The sequence below is a fragment of the Thiosulfatihalobacter marinus genome (genome assembly GCF_016019955.1).
GTDB lineage: Bacteria > Pseudomonadota > Alphaproteobacteria > Rhodobacterales > Rhodobacteraceae > Shimia > Shimia marinus_A.
Genome location: NZ_JAECRZ010000007.1, coordinates 75,203 through 95,076, shown reverse-complemented (window position 1 = coordinate 95,076; position 19,874 = coordinate 75,203). Strand labels below are relative to the sequence as shown.

The 19,874-nt window shown below is 62.8% G+C and carries 20 protein-coding genes; 11 read left to right on the top strand and 9 right to left on the bottom strand.

The features are described 5' to 3' along the window. Positions 1 to 4: 4 nt before the first annotated feature. The 5 genes from dxr to pyrH form a co-directional block, all read right to left on the bottom strand. A complete protein-coding gene (dxr, locus tag I3253_RS12120; protein WP_197917938.1) occupies positions 5 to 1,177 on the bottom strand; it encodes a 1-deoxy-D-xylulose-5-phosphate reductoisomerase in 1,173 nt (390 codons plus the stop codon). Beyond that, positions 1,174 to 1,959, bottom strand: coding sequence for a phosphatidate cytidylyltransferase (locus I3253_RS12115; RefSeq protein WP_332255688.1), 786 nt, complete (start codon positions 1,957 to 1,959; stop codon positions 1,174 to 1,176). Before I3253_RS12115 ends, dxr begins: the two co-directional genes overlap by 4 nt. Further along, the gene (locus I3253_RS12110) at positions 1,956 to 2,678 is read right to left on the bottom strand and encodes an isoprenyl transferase (protein WP_197917937.1); all 723 of its coding nucleotides are present in this window, start codon (positions 2,676 to 2,678) and stop codon (positions 1,956 to 1,958) included. The genes I3253_RS12115 and I3253_RS12110 overlap by 4 nt, the downstream gene beginning before the upstream one ends. Before the next feature lie 4 nt (positions 2,679 to 2,682). Next, the gene (gene frr, locus I3253_RS12105; RefSeq protein WP_197917936.1) at positions 2,683 to 3,249 is read right to left on the bottom strand and encodes a ribosome recycling factor; all 567 of its coding nucleotides are present in this window, start codon (positions 3,247 to 3,249) and stop codon (positions 2,683 to 2,685) included. Positions 3,250 to 3,310: 61 nt separating this feature from the next. Next, positions 3,311 to 4,045 carry a UMP kinase gene (gene pyrH, locus I3253_RS12100; RefSeq protein WP_197917935.1) on the bottom strand — a complete coding sequence of 245 codons (735 nt, stop codon included), beginning with the start codon at positions 4,043 to 4,045 and terminating at the stop codon, positions 3,311 to 3,313. Positions 4,046 to 4,161: 116 nt separating this feature from the next. Here pyrH and miaA point away from each other — a divergent pair, with 116 nt between their 5' ends. The 6 genes from miaA (at position 4,162) to I3253_RS12070 (ending at position 11,595) form a co-directional block, all read left to right on the top strand. Then, the gene (gene miaA / locus I3253_RS12095; protein WP_197917934.1) at positions 4,162 to 5,043 is read left to right on the top strand and encodes a tRNA (adenosine(37)-N6)-dimethylallyltransferase MiaA; all 882 of its coding nucleotides are present in this window, start codon (positions 4,162 to 4,164) and stop codon (positions 5,041 to 5,043) included. A gap of 113 nt (positions 5,044 to 5,156) precedes the next feature. Beyond that, a complete protein-coding gene (locus I3253_RS12090; protein WP_197917933.1) occupies positions 5,157 to 6,011 on the top strand; it encodes an AraC family transcriptional regulator in 855 nt (284 codons plus the stop codon). Between the two features lie 395 nt (positions 6,012 to 6,406). Beyond that, complete coding sequence (locus I3253_RS12085) at positions 6,407 to 7,492, top strand: ABC transporter permease (protein ID WP_197917932.1); 1,086 nt, start codon at positions 6,407 to 6,409, stop codon at positions 7,490 to 7,492. Positions 7,493 to 7,507: 15 nt separating this feature from the next. Further along, a complete protein-coding gene (locus I3253_RS12080) occupies positions 7,508 to 8,959 on the top strand; it encodes an ABC transporter permease (RefSeq protein ID WP_197917931.1) in 1,452 nt (483 codons plus the stop codon). A 109-nt stretch (positions 8,960 to 9,068) separates the two neighbouring features. Further along, positions 9,069 to 11,156 (top strand): dipeptide ABC transporter ATP-binding protein, encoded by a 2,088-nt coding sequence (locus I3253_RS12075; protein WP_197917930.1) that lies wholly within the window; start codon positions 9,069 to 9,071, stop codon positions 11,154 to 11,156. A 103-nt stretch (positions 11,157 to 11,259) separates the two neighbouring features. Continuing rightward, the gene (locus I3253_RS12070; RefSeq protein ID WP_197917929.1) at positions 11,260 to 11,595 is read left to right on the top strand and encodes an antibiotic biosynthesis monooxygenase family protein; all 336 of its coding nucleotides are present in this window, start codon (positions 11,260 to 11,262) and stop codon (positions 11,593 to 11,595) included. Here the strand turns inward: I3253_RS12070 and I3253_RS12065 are convergent. Together I3253_RS12065 and I3253_RS12060 are read right to left on the bottom strand one after the other, a co-directional pair. Continuing rightward, on the bottom strand, positions 11,592 to 12,740 hold the full coding sequence (locus I3253_RS12065) for a cytochrome-c peroxidase (protein WP_232237024.1): 1,149 nt from the start codon (positions 12,738 to 12,740) through the stop codon (positions 11,592 to 11,594). The genes I3253_RS12070 and I3253_RS12065 overlap by 4 nt on opposite strands. Before the next feature lie 71 nt (positions 12,741 to 12,811). Next, complete coding sequence (locus I3253_RS12060; protein WP_197917928.1) at positions 12,812 to 13,399, bottom strand: lytic transglycosylase domain-containing protein; 588 nt, start codon at positions 13,397 to 13,399, stop codon at positions 12,812 to 12,814. 237 nt (positions 13,400 to 13,636) lie between these two features. Between I3253_RS12060 and ssb the strand changes: the two genes are divergently transcribed. Then, positions 13,637 to 14,140, top strand: coding sequence for a single-stranded DNA-binding protein (gene ssb, locus I3253_RS12055; RefSeq protein WP_197917927.1), 504 nt, complete (start codon positions 13,637 to 13,639; stop codon positions 14,138 to 14,140). A 19-nt stretch (positions 14,141 to 14,159) separates the two neighbouring features. Continuing rightward, complete coding sequence (gene pepT, locus I3253_RS12050; protein WP_197917926.1) at positions 14,160 to 15,404, top strand: peptidase T; 1,245 nt, start codon at positions 14,160 to 14,162, stop codon at positions 15,402 to 15,404. A gap of 48 nt (positions 15,405 to 15,452) precedes the next feature. Here pepT and aroB read toward each other — a convergent pair whose 3' ends face one another. Both aroB and I3253_RS12040 read right to left on the bottom strand, forming a co-directional pair. Further along, positions 15,453 to 16,565, bottom strand: coding sequence for a 3-dehydroquinate synthase (aroB, locus tag I3253_RS12045; protein ID WP_197917925.1), 1,113 nt, complete (start codon positions 16,563 to 16,565; stop codon positions 15,453 to 15,455). Between the two features lie 2 nt (positions 16,566 to 16,567). Further along, on the bottom strand, positions 16,568 to 17,113 hold the full coding sequence (locus I3253_RS12040) for a shikimate kinase (protein ID WP_197917924.1): 546 nt from the start codon (positions 17,111 to 17,113) through the stop codon (positions 16,568 to 16,570). A 130-nt stretch (positions 17,114 to 17,243) separates the two neighbouring features. Between I3253_RS12040 and I3253_RS12035 the strand changes: the two genes are divergently transcribed. The 3 genes from I3253_RS12035 to I3253_RS12025 are packed head-to-tail and all read left to right on the top strand — an operon-like array spanning position 17,244 to position 19,850. After that, positions 17,244 to 17,393 (top strand): hypothetical protein, encoded by a 150-nt coding sequence (locus I3253_RS12035; RefSeq protein ID WP_197917923.1) that lies wholly within the window; start codon positions 17,244 to 17,246, stop codon positions 17,391 to 17,393. Beyond that, positions 17,383 to 18,906, top strand: a complete 1,524-nt coding sequence (locus I3253_RS12030; RefSeq protein ID WP_197917922.1) for a hypothetical protein — start codon at positions 17,383 to 17,385, stop codon at positions 18,904 to 18,906. The genes I3253_RS12035 and I3253_RS12030 overlap by 11 nt, the downstream gene beginning before the upstream one ends. A gap of 2 nt (positions 18,907 to 18,908) precedes the next feature. Beyond that, a complete protein-coding gene (locus I3253_RS12025; RefSeq protein WP_197917921.1) occupies positions 18,909 to 19,850 on the top strand; it encodes a site-specific tyrosine recombinase XerD in 942 nt (313 codons plus the stop codon). The last annotated feature ends 24 nt before the right edge of the window (positions 19,851 to 19,874 follow it).

The following is a 19,874-nucleotide window of genomic DNA, read 5'->3' as shown; positions in this document are numbered from 1 at the left end:
GGTCCTACCTGTTGATGTCTGCCATGGCCGCTTCGGCCGTCTTTCGGGCCAAATGGTCTGTTTCCTGCACGGTATCAAGGGTGATTTCGGCATTCTTGAGGCATTGTGATCCCGTCAGCCGCGTCAACACCTCTTCCACAACTTCGGCCATTTGCAGAAAACCGATGCGTCGCTCCAGAAACCCGTCCAGCGCCCGTTCCTTGGCCGCGTTGAACACTGCCCCGGCCAGCCCGCCCGCCGCCAGCACCTCATGCGCCAGCCGCAGCGCCGGGTACCGGGCCGGATCGGGCGCGCGAAAGGTCAGCTGCCCGATCTGCGCGAGATCCAGCCGTTCCACCGGCAGCGCCCTGCGCGCTGGCCAATGCAGCGCATAACCTATCGCGTGGCGCATATCCGGCGGTCCGACATGCGCCATCAGCGCGCCGTCATTGAACCCGACCAGCGCATGAACCAGAGATTCCGGGTGCACCAACACCTCAATCATCTCATGCGGACACCCAAAGAACTCTTTGGTTTCAATAACCTCCAGCGCCTTGTTAAACATGCTCGCGCTGTCGATCGTGATCCGCTGGCCCATGTCCCAATTGGGATGGGTCGCGGCCTGTTCAGGGGTTGCCCCTGCCATCTGCTCAAGGCTCCAGTCGCGAAACGCGCCACCGCTGGCGGTGATGACGATGCGCTCTACCGCGTCCATGTCTTCGCCAACAAGCGCCTGGAACACCGCCGAATGTTCGCTGTCTACCGGTAGAATGCGGGCGCCGTGGCGCGCGGCGGTGTCCATAACCAGCGCGCCCGCCGTGACCAGCGATTCCTTGTTGGCCAACGCCAGCGTCGCGCCCTGCTCCAGCGCCCGAAGGCCGGGTTTCAGCCCTGCCGCCCCCACGATCGCGCTCATCACCCAATCCGCGGGCCGCGCCGCCGCCTCATCAATGGCCGCGGCCCCTGCCGCCGCCTCGATTCCCGTCCCGGCCAGCGCCGCGCGCAGTTCTTCTAGCCGCGCCTCATCAGCCGTCACCGCGACATCCGCGCGCAACCGTCGTGCATCCGCGGCCAGACGGGCAATGTTGCGTCCGCCGCTCAGCGCCACCACATCATAGGCTTCGGGATCGCGCGCGATCAGATCGATCGTGTTCTGCCCGATCGATCCCGTGGCGCCGAATATCGAAACTTTCCTCATACCGCCGGCAGCCCCAGCGCCGCCCCCATCAGCAGCACAAACAACGCCGCCCCCAGCATGGCGTCAAACCGGTCCAGCAAACCGCCGTGACCGGGGATCAGGTTGGAACTGTCCTTGATGCCTGCCCGCCGCTTTAGCGCGCTCTCGGCCGCATCTCCCATCTGCGAAGAGAAGGATGTCATCACGCTCAGAACGATCAGCGGCACACCGCCAAATACCATGCCCACGCCCGCCGCCGCGATCCAGCCCGCAACGGTGCCCGACCAGGTTTTCTTGGGGCTGACACTGGGCCAGAATTTTGGCCCACCCAACAGTTTCCCTGCGAAATATCCCGCCACATCCGTGACCACCACAACGCTGACCAGCCAGACGATCCAATAAGCGCCCCGCGTTTCGCGGATCACGATCAGCCCGAAACAGGCCAGGATCAACGCCGCCGCGTAAAGCCCGTAAACCAAACGATCTTTTTCAAGCTGAGTGGCCCCGGCTATGGCCACGGCCAACAGCACCGGGAATATCGCCTGGGCGGGCAATACCGCCGTCGACGCCAGCGCCACCGCCGCCAACAGCCCCATGGGGACGGCAAACCGCTGCTTGTCGGGCCCCATCAGGCGCGAAAATTCCCAGATCATGCCGCCGCCGATGACCGCGACCAATACCTGAAACCACATTCCACCGGCCCAGATCGCCGCGGCGCCAACCGTCAGCATCACCGCCGCCGATCCCACCCGCGCCGGCAGATCGCCCCATCTTCCGGGAGTGTTTCCGCCGGTCCCGTTCACGCGCTGATCGCACCGAATCTGCGGTCACGCGCCGAATAGGCATCCACCAGCCCGCGGAACTCTTCCTTCGAGAAATCCGGCCACAGCGTGTCGATGAACTCGTACTCGGCATAGGCCGACTGCCACAGCAGAAAGTTGGAAATCCGCGCCTCACCACTGGTGCGGATCACCAGGTCGGGATCGGGCAACACACAAGTGTCCAGATATTTCGGAAGCGTCTCCTCGTCCACGTCCTCGGGTTTCAGACGCCCCTCCGCCACATCCTGGGCCAGCCTCTGTGTGGCCCGCGCCACCTCGTCGCGCCCCCCATAGTTCAGCGCGATCGTCAGGTGCACGTCATCGTTTTCCTGGGTCAGTTCCTCCAGCTCATCCATCAGCGCGCGCAGCTTGTCGTCCAGCTTCACCCGGTCGCCGATGAAACGCACACGCACGCCCTCGGCCTTCAGCGCACGCGCTTCCTTGCGGATATACTGGCGAAACAGGCTCATCAGCCCGGCAACTTCGGCCTGGGTGCGCTTCCAGTTTTCTGTGGAAAAACCAAAGATTGTCAGATACTTGACCCCCAAAGGCTTGCAGGCGCGCACGATTTCCTTGACGCGTTTGGCGCCTGCATGGTGGCCAAACAGCCGAGGCCGCCCCCGGGCCTGTGCCCAACGGCCATTGCCATCCATGATGATGGCCACATGCCGCGGGCCCCGCGGGGACTGATCCTCGGGCATCCGCTCAGACCTGCATGATTTCGGATTGTTTGTGGTCCAGCGCCTTGTCGACCTGCCTGATGAAATCGTCGGTCAACTCCTGCACCTCGGATTCCCAGATTTTCTGGTCGTCTTCCGACATACCCGCCGCCTTGGCTTTCTTGATCTGGTCCATGCCGTCGCGGCGCACATTGCGGATCGCCACCCGCGCGTGTTCGGCATATTGTGCCGCCACCCGCGCCAGCTCGGCACGGCGCTCCTCGTTCAACTCGGGGATCGGCAGCATCACGATGGTGCCGTTGGTCTGCGGATTGATGCCCAGACCGGAATTCATGATCGCCTTTTCAACCGCGCTCACCAGCGAACGGTCCCACACGTTGATCGTCACCATGCGTGGCTCGGGCACGTTCACCGTACCCACCTGGTTGATCGGGGTTTTCTGGCCATAGGCCTCCACCATCACCGGCTCCAGCATCGTGGCCGAGGCCCGCCCCGTACGCAGCGAGGCAAACTCGGTCTTGAGCGCCCCCATCGCGCCTTCCATCCGGCGGGTCAGGTCGTCGGTATCAATCTCGAAATCTTCGTCGGACATTGGCTTGCTCTTTTTCTTTTCCGGGCCCACGGCCCCCAGTTTCTTTCCTACTCTAGCGGGATCACTGGACCTTTGTATAGGTGCCCTGCCCCGCCAGAATGCCCTTGAACCCGCCCGGCTCGTCCAGGCCGAAAACGATGATCGGCAGGTTGTTTTCCCGTGCCAGGGCGATGGCGCTGGCATCCATCACCTTCAGGCGCTTGGTAAGCACGTCATCATAGCTCACCTGATCATAGCGTTTTGCGTCACCATGCGCCTTCGGGTCCTTGTCATACACACCGTCAACCCCGTTCTTGCCCATCAGGATCGCTTCGCAGGCCATTTCATTGGCCCGCAGCGTTGCGGCGGTGTCGGTGGTGAAATAGGGGTTGCCGGTTCCCGCGGCAAAGATGCAGACACGTTTCTTTTCCAGGTGGCGCACGGCGCGGCGCCGAATATAGGGCTCGCACACCTCATCCATGCGGATCGCCGAGATCACGCGGGTGAACACACCCACGGCTTCCAGCGCCGACTGCATCGCCAGCGCGTTCATCACTGTGGCCAGCATCCCCATGTAATCGGCGGTTGTGCGCTCCATCCCCTGGGCCGAACCCTGAAGGCCGCGAAAGATATTGCCGCCCCCGATGACCATGCAGATCTCCACCCCCATGTCATGCACCGACTTCACTTCGCGCGCGATACGCTGCACGGTGGGCGGATGCAGGCCGAAACCCTGATCCCCCATCAGCGCCTCCCCCGAAATCTTGAGCATCACACGTTTGTAGGTGGTGTCCTTCGGGGCGGTGTCGTCGCTCATGTTGCACTCCGTCTGCGCGTCGAATTAGGATCGGGCGCAAAATGTCGGAAAACGCGGTCAGGTTCAATGCGAGAGTTCCCCAAATCCCACGAATTCGCGAAATGCCGGCCGCCGCAATGAGCGAACTGCCCGACATCCCCGCCGATTGCCCGGTTCTGATCGCCGGCCCGACCGCCTCGGGCAAAAGCGCGCTTGCGTTGCGCATCGCCGAGTCCGGCGGCGGCGTGATCGTCAATGCCGATGCCATTCAGGTCTTTGCAAACTGGCGGATCCTCACCGCGCGCCCCTCGGTCGAGGACGAATTGCGCGCCCGCCATGCGCTTTATGGGCATGTGGCAGGCGATGCGGACTATTCCGTAGGTCATTGGCTGCGTGAGGTGGCGCCGCTGCTGGCCGGGCCGGAACGGCCAATCATCGTTGGCGGCACCGGCCTCTATTTTTCTGCGCTCACCAACGGGCTGGCGCAAATCCCCCCCACCCCGCCCGATATCCGCGACGAGGCCAATGCCCGTGTGGCCACCCATGGATTCCGGTCGCTTCTGGCAGAGCTGGACAGCGAAACGGCGGCGCGTATCGACCGGCTCAATCCGATGCGGGTTCAGCGCGCCTGGGAAGTGTTGCGTGCCACCGGCCGGCCGCTGGCAGACTGGCAGGATGAAACGCCGCCGCCACTCCTGCCGCTGGATCAGGCCCGCCCCCTGCTCGTGGACGCGGATCGCGATTGGCTAAACACCCGTATCGCGCGTCGGTTCGATCAGATGCTGGACTTGGGCGCGCTGGACGAGGCGCGCGCCAATCTGGACGGCTGGACCCACGAAAATCTGTCGACCAAGGCCATCGGCGCGCCGGAACTGATCGCCCATCTGCGCGGCGAACTGTCTCTGGAAGAGGCCCGCAGCCGCGCCACCATCGCCACGCGGCAATTCGCCAAGCGTCAGCGCACATGGTTCCGTTCCAAAATGGGCCACTGGCATCGATATCGGCCGGATTCCGCCTGACCACCGCAGACACTCCCTTGCGCTTTTGAAACATTGCGCGCATGTTTTCCGCCGCCATGGCCGAGCACAGTTTACATATCCCATCATTCATGACCCGCAAGGGCCAACCTGCCATGCAGGAGCAAAGCCCCAGGCCGACCGTCACCGGACATCCTTCGCCGGACAAGCCCCTGGCACGCATCAAGGTTGTCACCTTCCCGCAGCTGATCAAGGGCGAATCCTGGCTACTTGAGCAGTTGCATGTGCGCAACCACCATATTCTTTTGTGGACAACACGCGGACAGGGCCGGGTTCTGCTGCACGGGATCCGGCGCGGGTTCGGCGCCCATAACGCGCTGTTTGTCCCGGCGGGCAAGCTGCTGGCCTTCGAACTTGGGCTTCAGGTACAGGGACAGGCCATTCTGATCCCCGATGACGGGCGGGTCTCCCTGCCCGATCGTACTCAGCATCTGCGCCTGACCGACGGGCTGGCCCAGGCCGAAATGACCTCGGTCTTCGATGCCCTTCGCCGCGAACTGCACGAGGACCGGCCTTTTCTGGCCGAGGCGCTCAACGCCCATGTCCAACTTATGTCGATCACGCTGCGCCGCCAGATACAGGAGGCCGGCCCGCTGCCCCCGGCCAGGGCCGCCGAACGGCTCGTGCGCCGCTTTTGCGATCTGATTGCGCAGGATTTTCGCTCGGGACAGGGCATGGCCGCCTATGCGGACCGGCTGGACATCACCCCCACCCACCTGACCCGCGTGTGCCGGCAATGCGCGGGCCTGACGGCGGCGGACATGCTCAGCCAGATGATCCAGCACGAGGCCCGCTCGCTGCTGATCCACACGGACCTGCCAATCAACGAGGTCGCCGCGTCGCTGGGCTTTGGCAGCGCGGCCTATTTCACCCGATTCAGCCAGCAGCATTTCGGCCACGCCCCCAGCCAGATTCGCAAGGTCGCCCGTGGCGAAACCACCCGCGCCTGACACGCCCTCAAGCGAAGATTGCCAAAATTCGACATGCCCAATGTCGTTTTTTGTCTCCCAAATGACGAATGCAGCCGTTGACGTGGCGCGATTTCTGATGCCGAATGGCACAATACAAGGCCGGAGCACCAGAACCATCAAACCGGCCACCAAGCTCGCTCAGCGCGCGACCCGGCATTCCAGTGGGAGGGGAATTTGCCAGACGCCCGCCGGATCACGGTCAGCTTGCCTGCTTTGGCGGGACGGTCCGACGTGATTGCACCGGTCACTTTCACTGTCGTGAACCGCTCTGAACGCAACTGAAATCGGCCTCGCCCCATGGGCGGGACCGGCCTTGCCACCGGGCCAGTCATCCGTTTCGCGGGTGCCGCCCCGGTCCAGCGACAGGGAACCACATGGGACTATTCATCTTAAGACGGTTTGGAATGATGGTGCTCACGGCTATCTGCCTGACATACATCGTTTTCTTCCTGACCAACCTTTATCCGAACCTTGAGAAACTGGCCAAGACCCAGGGCAATTTCCGCATGTCCGAAGAAGCCGTCGCAAGCTTTCTTGGGGATCGGGGATATCTGCAACCGACACCAGTGAAATATCTGCAATGGCTGGGCGTTCTGCCTGGGTACGTCAAGGTCAAGGAAGACGGCACCCAACTGGGCAAATGCGTGCGCCCCGGTATCGCCGCCGAGGACACGCCCCGGTTCTGCGGCATCCTGCAAGGCGACTGGGGCTTTTCCACCGTGGCCAAGGAGCCGGTGGCCAATGTGCTTGGCTCGCGGCTGGCAAATACCGGCAAGCTCATGTTCTGGGTGATGGTCGTGATGGTGCCCTCGGCACTGATCATTGGCGTATTGGCCGGGATGAACGAGGGGTCGCGCACAGACCGGACGCTATCCACCACGTCGATCCTGTCCACCGCCACGCCGGAATATGTGTCGGGTGTGATCTTTATCGCGCTGTTGGCCTCGACCCGGTTTGGTCTGGGGCCATGGCTGAACGAAATGGGACTGATCGAGGGCAAGGCGCTGTTCAAGGGGACGGCAAAATCGGCCATGGACGGGATCACCTTTGAAAACTTCACCCTGCCGGTGGTCACGATCGCCCTCTATGGCATGGGCTATATCGCCCGCATGACCCGCGCCTCGATGGCCGAGGTCATGACCGCGCAATATATCCGCACCGCGCGTCTCAAGGGCGTGAGTTTCCGCAACATCGTTCTCAAACACGCCCTGCGCAACGCGTTGATCGCACCCTTCACCGTCATCATGTTGCAGTTCCCATGGCTGCTTAATGGCGTGGTGATCGTGGAAACGCTGTTTTCCTATACCGGCTTTGGCTGGCAACTGGTGAACGCGGCCGGCAATAACGATATCGAGATGCTTCTGGCGGTCTCGGTTGTCTCGGTCTTCGTGGTTCTGGTGACACAGCTGATATCGGATATCGGCTATGTTTACCTCAACCCGCGCATCCGCATTTCATAAGGGAGGGTCTGAGACATGGAACCACTTACCTGGACAGGCCCTTTCGGCAGCATCGTCGATCCGGTTTTCACCATCGTCGCCTATTTCTTCATCATCACCGTGGTGTTGCAGATCATCGGCTCCTTCGTCCTTCCCGCGATAGAGGAATCCGTCAATTCCGATGGCACGATCAAACGAACCATGGGCCCGAACCTGATGATCGCCATGGGCGTGAAATACAGCCTGCTGGCGCTTTTGGCGCTTTGCGTTCTTTACATCCTTGCGGGTATGTTTACCCCGCTGGGCACGGTGGGCATCATCGGTGCGGTTGCGGCGCAGTTCGCGCCGGTCTGGATAGCGCTGGTCATCACTTTCCTTCTGTCAATCACCTACAAGCGCAAGCTGGGCCTTTATGGCAAACTGTTTGACAGCTTGATCGGCATGATCGGTTTCGGATTGCTGATGTTCTGGTTCTACACCGCGCTGTTTGTGGGCCTCTTTGACATGGTCGCCACGCTGGACCCGCTGACCCAGGCGTCTGGCATGAAGAACAAACTGCCCGGCACCCCGCTGCGTGGCGCCGAAGAGGGCCAGTATGCCTATTACCTTCTTGGCGGCGACAACCTGGCGCGCGACGTGTTTTCGCGCATGGTCTACGGCTCGGTGATCGTGATCGTGATCGCGCCCTTTGCCACGCTCTTTGCCTTCATGGTTGGCATTACCCTTGGCCTGCCCGCGGGCTATTTTGGCGGCAGGCTGGACGCGTTCCTGTCGTTCCTGGCCAACCTGGTCCTGGCCTTTCCGGTGATCCTGCTGTTTTACCTTCTGGTAACTCCGGAAATCGTGGCCACGGGCATTCCCAACTACATGGCCATGGTCCTGTTCGTGTTCCCGATCATCTTTGTCGGCGTGCTGCTGAACTCGCGATTCTACACACGCCCGAAACTGCGCACCCCGCTTTTGTCGGCCGTCCTGCTGGCAATGATCTGGATCTATCTGTCGGCGATTTCCGCTCCCGGCACTGCCATCAGCGTGCTGCCCGGGTTCATGGATCTCTTTGACATCAATTCCGGCATCCTGGTGGTGTTCGTGTCGGTGGTTTTCGTGAACTCGCCAACGGTGTTCCGGATCGTGCGCGGGCTGGTGCTTGATATCCAGACCCGCGACTATGTGGCAGCGGCCCAGACACGGGGCGAAGGCCCCTGGTACATTATGCTGTGGGAGATCCTGCCCAACGCACGTGGGCCGCTGATCGTCGATTTCTGTCTGCGCATCGGCTATACCACGATCCTTCTGGGAACTTTGGGTTTCTTCGGGCTTGGCCTGCCGCCCGAAAGCCCTGACTGGGGCACCACGATCAATGACGGGCGCAAGCTCTTGTCGATCTACCCCCATCCCGCGATCGTACCCGCGCTGTCACTGCTCAGCCTTGTGCTGGGGCTGAACCTGCTGGCCGATGGCTTGCGCGAGGAAAGCCTTAGGGATTGATCCTACTGGTGACCGGGGGGCCAGCCCCCCGGACCCCCCGGAGTATTTCCGGAACAATGAAGAGACAAAAGGGGCGCAAGGCCCACCGCTCCAACAGGGAGAACGGAACATGACAAAAATGGCGGAATATGACGGCCCGATCCTGGAAATCGACAAGTTGTCCATCTCGTTTTTCACCCGGTTGCGGGAAATCCCGGCGGTTATGGACTTTTCTGTCCGGGTTCAGCCGGGCGAGGCCGTGGGGCTTGTTGGCGAATCCGGGTGCGGCAAATCCACCGTGGCACTGGGCGTAATGCAGGATCTTGGCAAGAACGGCCGCGTTGTCGGGGGCACGATCAAGTTCAAGGGCCGCGATCTCAGCGAAATGAGCGATGCGGAACTGCGCGACATTAGAGGCAACGAAATCGCCATGATCTATCAGGAGCCCATGGCCTCGCTGAACCCTGCGATGAAGATCGGCAAGCAGTTGATGGAAGTGCCGATGATCCATGAAGGCATCGGCGAAAATGACGCCTTCCAGCGCGCGCTGGAAGTGGTAACGGATGTGCGCCTGCCCGACCCGGAGCGGATGCTGAACTCTTTTCCCCATCAGCTTTCAGGTGGCCAGCAGCAGCGTATTGTCATCGCCATGGCACTGATGTCGAAACCCTCGCTGCTGATCCTTGACGAGCCCACCACCGCGCTGGATGTGACCGTCGAGGCGGCGGTTGTCGAACTGGTCAGGGATCTGGGCAAGAAATACGGCACCTCCATGCTGTTCATCTCGCACAACCTTGGCCTGATTCTGGAAACCTGCGACCGCCTGTGCGTGATGTATTCCGGCGAGGCGGTGGAACGGGGCAGCATCGAGGACGTGTTCGACAATATGCAGCACCCCTATACTCAGGCGCTGTTCCGCTCGATCCCGCTGCCCGGCGCCGACAAGAACGCGCGCCCGCTGGTGGCGATCCCGGGCAACTTCCCCTTGCCGCACGAGCGCCCGCCAGGCTGTAATTTCGGCCCACGTTGCGATTATTTCGAGGAAGGGCGATGTGATGCGCAGGACATTCCGATGGTGAATGTCAAGGGCTTCGAACGTCATTCGACCCGCTGCCTCAAAAGCGAGGAAATCGATTGGGACGCGCCGCTTACGTTGGCCGAAACCAAGGAGAAGGGCGAAATTGGCAAGGTTGTTCTCAAGATGGACAACCTCAAGAAATACTACGAGGTCGCTGCAAACGCCCTGTTCGGCGGCGGCGGCAAGAAAGTGGTCAAGGCCAACGAGACCCTTTCCTTCGAGGCGCGAGAAAGCGAAACCCTGGCCATCGTGGGTGAATCCGGCTGTGGCAAATCCACTTTTGCCAAGGTTTTGATGGGGCTGGAAACCGCCACCGAGGGGACAATCCTGCTGGACGGCAACGAGATTCAGAATACCCCGATCCAGAAGCGGAACACCAAAACAGTGGCCGATGTGCAGATGGTGTTCCAGAATCCGTTCGATACGCTGAACCCGTCGATGACCGTGGGCCGCCAGATCATGCGCGCGCTGGAAATCTTCGGCATCGGCGACAGCGAGATCGGCCGACGCAAAAGGATGCTGGAACTGCTCGACCTTGTGAAACTGCCCCGCGCCTTTGCTGATCGGATGCCGCGCCAGCTTTCCGGCGGTCAGAAACAGCGCGTTGGCATCGCCCGCGCGTTTGCCGGGGGCGCGCGGATCGTGGTGGCGGACGAACCCGTCTCGGCGCTCGATGTGTCGGTTCAGGCCGCCGTGACGGACCTCCTGATGGAAATCCAGCGCGAGGAAAAAACCACTCTGCTGTTCATCTCACATGATCTCTCCATCGTGCGGTATCTCAGCGACCGCGTGATGGTCATGTATCTCGGCCATGTGGTCGAAATGGGTACCACGGATCAGGTCTTCGCCCCCCCCTACCACCCGTATACCGAGGCGTTGCTCTCGGCTGTGCCCATCGCGGACACGTCGGTGCAAAAGGAACATATCGTGCTCGACGGCGACATCCCCTCGGCGATGAATCCTCCGTCTGGCTGCCCCTTCCAGACGCGCTGCCGCTGGAAATCCGAGGTGCCGGGCGGATTGTGCGAACAAGACGTGCCGCCAGTCCGCCAGTTGGGCGGCGGCCACCAGGTCAAGTGTCACCTGGCCGATGATATCCTGGCACGCATGACCCCGGTCATCAAGGTCACCGCCGAGTAGCAACCCGCGCCCTGCCCTTCTTTTGGCCCCAAATATCCCGGGGGGGCCGCCCCACGGGGGCGGCGGGGGCAGAGCCCCCTCCCCGGTTCCAGACAGGTTCCCAATGTCACGTTTTGCCCCCCTGCCCGATCCTCCCTATTATGCGGTCATCTTCACCGCACAGCGCACCGAAGCCGATCACGGATATGGCGCCATGGCCGACAGGATGATGGCGCTTGCCGCCGATCAGCCTGGCCATATCGGCGTCGAATCTACCCGCGACGCCGACGGGCTGGGCATCACGATCAGTTATTGGACGGACGAAGCCAGCCTCCTGGCCTGGAAAGCCCAGGCCGAACACCTGCTCGCCCAGAAGCTCGGCAAGACTCGCTGGTACAGCCACTACACGTTGCGCGTGGCGCGGGTCGAGCGGGCCTATTGCGGTCCCGACGGGCGCTAGTTTTCCAACAGACCCTCGTATCGCGCGTCCGTCAGGGTCTTCAGGAAGGCCACAACTGCATCGATTTCCCGCTCTGTCAGCGCCTGCCCACGAGTCAATTCCCCTACCGCCAGTGTCTGGAAAGTCTCGGGCATGCGCCACGTCCTCCCGGTTTCGGGGTTGGTCTGCCATTTCTTCCGCGAGGACTGATATTTGTTATAAAACCGCACCGCTGTGCGCAAGTCGGCGAACACGCCGTTATGCATATACGGCCCCGTCACTGCCACATTGCGCAAACCCGGCACGCGAAACCGGCCGGCCTCGGCCGGATGATCCACCGCCGGATTTCCCAGCAGTCCCGGATCGCGCCCCACCATGCCGTTGCCAGCCCGTGCCGCCGTGTTCACCGGCACGCCGATATTGTGGTACTCAAAACTGGTGAACGGCTCGCGCCGATCCTGCGCCGATGCGCTCAATTGATGGCACAGGCTGCAATTCGTCGCCTCCGGATCGAAAAACAAATCCCGCCCGCGCGCCTCCTGCCGGGTCAATTCCGCTTCGCCCCGCAAAAACCGGTCATAGCGCGAATCGAACGGCGCCAGATCCGGCATACGCTCAAAAGCCGCCAACGCCCGCGTCATCGCCGCAAAGGCCGCGTCGTCGTCTGACAAGACGCCCAGCCCAAACAATGCCTCGAAGGCGCGCGTATAGGCTGCGTTCTCCGCCAATCGTTCCCGCACTGCCGACTTGTCAGGCAACCCCATCTCGATCGGGTTCAACACCGGCCCACCGGCCTGAACCTCCAGCGTCGCCGCGCGCCCGTCATGAAACAGCCCGCCCACATAACGCCCTGCCCAGGTGCGCTGGAACGGCGGCACCAGCGCCACATATCCCAGCGCGGGGGCGTTGCGATCTCCAAGCGAGACCCCGTCATCGCCCCGCGACACCGCCGCGCCGCCCGGGTCGGAAAACCCGCGCGCCGGATCATGGCAACTGGCACAGGACTGGGTGCGATTCTGGCTCAGATCGGGATCGAAAAACAACGCCTCGCCCAAACCGCTCAGCGTCACCGGCGCCGGATCAGACGCGGGCTCTGCCAGGGCAACAGCCACCGCCGCCAACAAACCCGGGAATATCGCCATCAGCCGCATCTGCCAGGACTCCATACGAAAGCTCGCAAGCAGACCTAGCAGGTTCCGGAAACGTGGAATTGATATCCGTCAACCCGGCGGCATGTTCACAGCCCCAGGATAACGCGCACGTAGTTACGGGTTTCCTTGTAGGGCGGCACACCGCCATATTTCTCCACCGCCTCCGGCCCCGCATTATAGGCTGCCAGTGCCAGCCGCCATGAACCGAACTTGCGGTATTGCTGGCTCAGATAACGCGCGCCGCCTTCAAGATTCTGCTGTGGCACCAGCGGATCCACCCGCAACAGGCGCGCGGTCTCGGGCATCAACTGCGCCAGCCCCAGCGCGCCCTTGCTGGACTTGGCGTTGGCGTTCCAGCCGGATTCCTGCTGCACCAGCTTCAGGAACAAATCCACCGGTACACCATGCAACAACGCCGCCTTGCGTGCCATGTCCAGATAAGGGCCGTCATACTTGCCCTGATAGCTGCCATCGCCCCATTTGGACGGCGTATAGATCGGCGCGGGTTTCAGCCGGACAGAGCTGTTGTATTGTTGAGAAGCGCGCCCATCCAGAAGCTTGGTCTGGTTCTTGAACAGCCGGGCCTGGGATTTCGTGGAAAACGCGGTCTGTGCCCATACCGGGCCCACCATCAGCGCGGCCACACCCACTGTTGCGATCACTTTCCAAGACATGCCAAGCCTGCCCTTGTCCTCGTTTCGCGCGGTTATAAACCATTTTCAGTGGATTTTTCCAACACTATCCGTCACGGCCGGTGTCGGGCGGCACGTTTCCGCGCCCAACTCCGCGCCCGGCCTGACGCGGAGATGGGCGGGTTTTCTCAAGAATCGGCTTCCCATTGGCGGCGCGCAATGGTGTATGGTGGCCGGAACAGAAATCGACACAGAATCTTTCGACGGGAGAATGGGCGCATGGCCGGATCGGTGAACAAGGTAATTCTGGTGGGCAATCTGGGGCGCGACCCCGAGGTGCGCAATTTTCAGAATGGCGGCAAGGTGTGCAACCTGCGCATCGCCACTTCGGAAAGCTGGAAAGACCGAAACACGGGCGAACGGCGCGAAAAGACGGAATGGCATTCCGTCGCGATCTTTCAGGAAGGTCTGGTCCGCGTGGCCGAGCAATACCTGCGCAAGGGCTCCAAGGTGTACATCGAAGGCCAGTTGCAAACCCGCAAATGGCAGGACCAGTCCGGCCAGGATCGCTACTCGACCGAGGTCGTGCTTCAGGGCTTCGGCGGCACACTGGTGATGCTCGATCCGCGCGGCGGGGGCGGCGATCAGGGCTTTGGCGGCGGCTCTCAGGGCGGCAGCTATGGCGGCGGCTACGATCAGGGCGGCGACAGCTCCTATGGCGGCGCTCCCAGCCAGGGCAGCCCGGCGCCGTCGCGCGATCTGGACGACGAAATCCCGTTCTGATCCTTTCCGGGGGGCCAACATGACCGACATGCCAGCCTTTGACCGCGCGCTGGAGGCGCGGCTGGTTGCCTATTGCTCGATCGACAGCCAAAGCGACGAGACCTCCGCCAGCCAACCCAGCACGGCGATCCAGATGGACATGCAGCGCCATCTCGTGGACGAGCTGGAACGGATCGGCGCGCAGGATGTCACGCTGACACCCTATGGTGCCGTGCTGGCCACGGTTCCGGCCACCGCGCCGGACGCCCCGACCATCGGCTTTTGCGCGCATGTCGACACCGCACCGCAATTCAACGCCACCGGTGTTAAACCGCGCGTGTTTCGCGGCTGGGACGGCAACGACATCACCTATCCCGATGCTCCGGACCTGAGCCTCAGCGCGAACGGCTCTGCCTATCTGGCGCAAAAGATCGGGCATGACATCGTGACGGCCTCGGGCCTCACGCTGTTGGGCGCGGATGACAAATCCGGTGTCGCCATCATCATGACACTGGCTGAACACCTGCTGACAACACCGGGCCTGAACCATGGCCGTGTCCGGCTGGCCTTTACCCCCGATGAAGAAATCGGGCGCGGTGTGGACCCGCGCCTGCCCGATGATTTCGGTGTCGATTTCGCCTATACGCTGGACGGCGCGCGCCTGGGCGAGATCGAATACGAAAGCTTTTCGGCCGACGCCGCGCAGGTTTCCATCACCGGCATCTCCGCCCATCCCGGCTATGCCCGGGACAAGCTGGTCAATGCCCTGCACGTGGCCGCCCATATCGTCGCCGCGCTGGATCAGCCGGGCGAAACCCCCGAAACAACTGACGGGCGCGACGGGTTCATCCATGTCTACAAGCTCGAAGGCGGTTCGTCCGAGGCGAGGATCGGTCTCCTTTTGCGCGATTTCGAACGCGACGGCCTGGAACAGCGCGCAACCAGACTGCGCGCCGCCTGTGCCGCCGCCCAAGCCGCCTTTCCCGGCGCACAGGTTCGCTGCGATATCACCAAACAATACCGCAACATGCGCTACTGGCTGGAAAACGACATGACCCCGGTCGATCTGGCGCGCACTGCGGTGCGCGACGAAGGCCTGACTCCCCATTCGGTGCCGATCCGGGGCGGCACGGACGGATCACGCCTGACCGAACTGGGCGTGCCCTGCCCCAATCTGTTTACCGGGATGCAGGAAATCCACGGCCCGCTGGAATGGATCAGCGTTCAGGACATGGCCGCGGCCACGCGCGTCTGCCTTCGCCTCATCCAAATCGCCGCCCGGTAGGCGCGGATTGCACACCGCGCGTCCGGGTCGCCTTCCGACACCCTGGCCTCAGCGGCGGGCCAGCTCCTCCCGCAACAGCCCCAGAACCGCATCACGTGGCACATCCGCCGTGACAAATGCCGCACCGATCCCGCGCGCCAGAACAAACCGCAACTGCCCGTCCACCACTTTCTTGTCCTGCCCCATCAGCTCCAGCAGCCCTTCGGCATCCGGCAGGTCTCCGGCGATGTCTTTCAGATCCACCTTCATGCCCATCTCGGCAAGGTGCTGACGCACCCGGCTCGGGTCTTCCTGCGCACACAGGCCCAATCGGGCCGACAGTTCAAACGCCAGCGCACAACCAATCGCCACGCCCTCGCCATGCAACAAGCGCGTGCCATAACCCGTCGCGGCCTCCAGCGCGTGACAGAACGTGTGGCCCAGGTTCAGCAGCGCGCGATCCCCCTGCTCGGTCTCATCGCGCATCACGATCTCGGCCTTCATCTCGCAAGAGCGTTTTACCGCCGCGATCCGCGCCGCCATATCCCCGGCAGCCAGCGCCGGGCCCTGCGCCTCAAGCCATTCAAAGAACGCATTGTCGCCAAGCAACCCGTATTTCACAACCTCACCATACCCGGCAAGGAAATCGCGCGGCGTCAGCGTGCCCAAAACCGCCGTATCCGCCAGCACCAAGGCCGGTTGGTGAAAAGCCCCGATCAGGTTCTTGCCCTGCGTGGAATTGATCCCGGTCTTGCCCCCCACCGAACTGTCCACCTGCGCCAAAAGCGATGTCGGAATCTGCACGAACCCCACGCCGCGCCGCAGAACGGCAGCGGCAAAACCGGTCAGATCCCCGATCACCCCGCCACCCAGAGCCACCACCAGATCACGCCGCTCCACCTTCTGCTCCAGCAACCATTCGACGGCGCGCTCGAATTGCGGCCAGCTCTTGGTGCTTTCCCCGGCTGGCAAAACCAGTGCCTCGCAGGCGATGCCCTCATCCGCCAGCCCGTCGCGCAACGCCTCCAGATGCAGCGGCGCCACGTTTTCATCGGTGATCACACATACCCTTTTGCGCGCCAGACCCGGCCCGATCAGCACGCCCGCCTCGGCAAGCAAGCCGGGGCCGATATGAATGTCATAGGCCCGCTCGCCCAGACCCACATGAACCGTTTCACGCATCGTCACACCTCTTTCAACACGTCAGGCCGCGTCTTCAGCGCGTCAACCACCCGGTCCGCCGTTTGCTCGATGGAACAGCCCGCTTCCGTCTTTACCGGCAGATCCGCCAACGCGTAAACCGGCACCCGCGCGGCATAGATCTGTTCCAGCGTTCCGCGCGGATTGGCTGTGCGCAACAGGGGGCGCGTATCCTTGTGCTTCACCCGGCTCCACAGCAAATCGATATCTGCATCCAGCCACACAGCGACCCCCAGATCCGAGATCATCGCCCGATTGCCCTCCGCAAGATAGGCCCCGCCCCCCGTCGACAGGATACCGCGCTCGCTTTCCAGCAGGCGTGCGATCACGCGGGCTTCCTTCTCGCGGAAAAAAGGTTCGCCATCGCGCGCAAAAATCTCGGCAATGGACATGTTGGCGGCTTTTTCAATCTCGGCATCCGAATCCAGGAACGGGACACCCAGCCGTGCGGCCAGCGCGCGGCCCACCGCCGTCTTGCCCGCGCCCATCATGCCCACCAGCACAACCGTTTTCTTCAGTTCCAAGCCCATGAACCGCCCATTTGCCGGCCCGATCGGCCAAGCCTTGCTCAAATTTCACGTTTCGGCATTGAATGACGTGATCTTGTGTAAAAGGCCAGTTATAAGTTGGAAAAAACGGGCAGGAAAATCGGGGAAAACAATGGGCAAACTGATCCGGGCGATTCTGGCGCTGGTGCTTCTGGCGGTGATTGCGTTGGTGATCTACGCCTATGTCGGGCCGATGTTCGGCGCGGATTTCTCTGCGCCGCAGGGCGAGATACGTATTCCGATGGAACTTGATGGCAAATAGCGCGCGCCTCAGCCCTGCCGCGCTGGCCCTGCTTCTTGCCGGTCAGCCGCTGACAGCGCAAGAGGCGCCGCTGTCGGCCATCGATTGGCTCAACCCCACCCCGACCGTGACCCTGGACATGGGTCTGCCCATCGGCGAAACCCCTGTGTCCGAAGGGGTGGCCACCCCCTCGGTAGATGTGACCTCGCTGGATCAGCAGGGGCGCGATTCCGTCGGCCTTCTGTCAGCCACCGTGACCGGCCTGCCCGCAACTCTCTGGTCCTATTCCTATGCCACGCGGCTGGCCGATCTGGTCTCGGACCAGCGCCCCGAAGTGCTCCCCGCGATGCAGGCGCTGCTATATACCCTGCTTCTGGCAGAGGCCAACGCCCCGCTTGACGCGGGTACGGCCAGCGAATTGCTGTTGGCGCGGGTCGACAAGCTGGTGGAAATGGGCGCGTTGGAACAGGCGGCCGCGCTTCTGGAACGCGCCGGGCCGGACACGCCTCAGTTGTTCGCCCGCTGGTTTGATGTGACCCTTTTGATGGGACATGAAAATGCCGCCTGTGAACGCCTCGTTGCCCAGCCCTATCTCGCGCCCGGTTACGGCGCGCGAATCTTCTGCACCGCACGTTCGGGCGACTGGCGCGCCGCGGCGCTTACACTGGACACAGCAAAGGCGCTGGGCCTCATCGATGACGAGCTTGACGCGCTGCTTTTGCGTTTTCTCGATCCGGATCTGTTCGAGGGCGAACCGCCCCCGGTCTCGCCTGGCCCACCCACGCCTCTCAAGTTTCGCCTGTACGAGGCGATCGGCGAAGCGCAAACCACCAGTTCTCTGCCCCGTCCCTACGCCCATGCCGATCTGCGTGACAATGTTGGATGGAAGGCCCAGCTTGAAGCCGCCGAACGCCTGGCGCGCACCTCGGCGCTGCACGAAAACCGCCTTCTGGGAATCTATAGCGAGCGCGCGCCCGCTGCTTCGGGCATGATCTGGGACAGGGTCGCCGCGATCCAGAGTTTCGATGCCGCCATGACCGCGCGCGACGTGTCCGCCGTCACCGAAACCCTGCCTGCCGCCTGGGCAGCCATGCAGCAAGTCAATCTCGCCGTTCCCTTTGCGCGGCTCTATGGGGCGAACCTGTTGTCGCTTCCCTTGCAGGGCGTAACCGCGACACTGGCACGTGACATTGCGCTTCTGTCCGGCGATTACGAACGCGCCGCCCTGTCCGGGCCGCGCGATTTCCTGGCCGGCCTCGCGTTGGGAATGCCGCCACGTCTGCCCCAGGATCGCACGCAACGCGCCATCGCCGAAGCGTGGCACGGCGCCGGCGTGCCTCAGGCCTTGTCCACCATGCTGGCCCGCGGCCAGTTGGGCGAAACCATCCTGCGGGCCATGTCGCTCATGGATGACGGCGCCGCCGGAGATCTGCGCGCCCTGACCGAGGCGCTGGCCACCTTGCGCGCTGTCGGACTGGAAGACACCGCCCGCCGGGCCGCGCTCCAGATCGCGCTTCTGGACACGCGCGGTTAGCCATGGACAACCTGCGCTGGATATCCACCTTCCTCGAAGCTCAGGCCGCCGAACTGGGCGCCGCGCAAAACACCCGGCTGGCCTATGCCCGCGATCTGCGCGACTTTTCAGATTGGGCGGACGGCAAGGCCATCGGCTTTGCAGCGATCCAACGGGCCGATATCGAATCCTACCTTGTTGACTGCGACGCCCAGGGGCTTGCCATGGCCACCCGCGCCCGGCGGCTTTCGGCCATAAAGCAACTCTACCGCTTTGCCTTCGAAGAAGGCTGGCGTACGGAAAATCCGGCAATCCAGATCAAGGGGCCGGGCCGTGCCAGGCGCCTGCCCAAAACGCTGGACGTGATCGAAGTTGACCGCCTGCTGGACGCGGCCCGCAGCACCGGGCGCACGCAATCGGACCGGCTGCGCAACACCTGCCTGATGGAATTGCTCTACGCCACCGGGATGCGCGTCAGCGAACTGGTCGGTCTGCCGGTCGCCGCGGCGCGGGGGGATCCCCGGATGTTGCTTGTCATGGGCAAGGGCGGCAAGGAACGCATGGTGCCGCTCTCGCCTCCGGCCCGCGCCGCTCTTGCTGCCTGGCTCAAGGATCGCGACACCACCGAAGACACCCGCCGGGCCAAGGGCCTCGCATCCTCGCGGTTCCTTTTCCCGTCTCATGGCAAGGCCGGGCATCTGACGCGCCACCGCTTTTACACGCTGATCAAGGAACTGGCCGTGGCCGGGGGCGTTTCGCCGGACAAGGTCACGCCGCACACGCTGCGCCACGCCTTCGCGACGCACCTGCTGGCCAATGGCGCAGATCTGCGCGCGATCCAGACCCTGCTGGGCCATGCCGACATCGCCACAACGGAAATCTACACGCATGTGCTTGATGAACGGCTGCGCGAACTGGTGCTGGGAAACCATCCCCTGTCGCGCGATCTGAAACGCTCGGGCTGACCGCCCCTTGATTGCGCCCCCGCC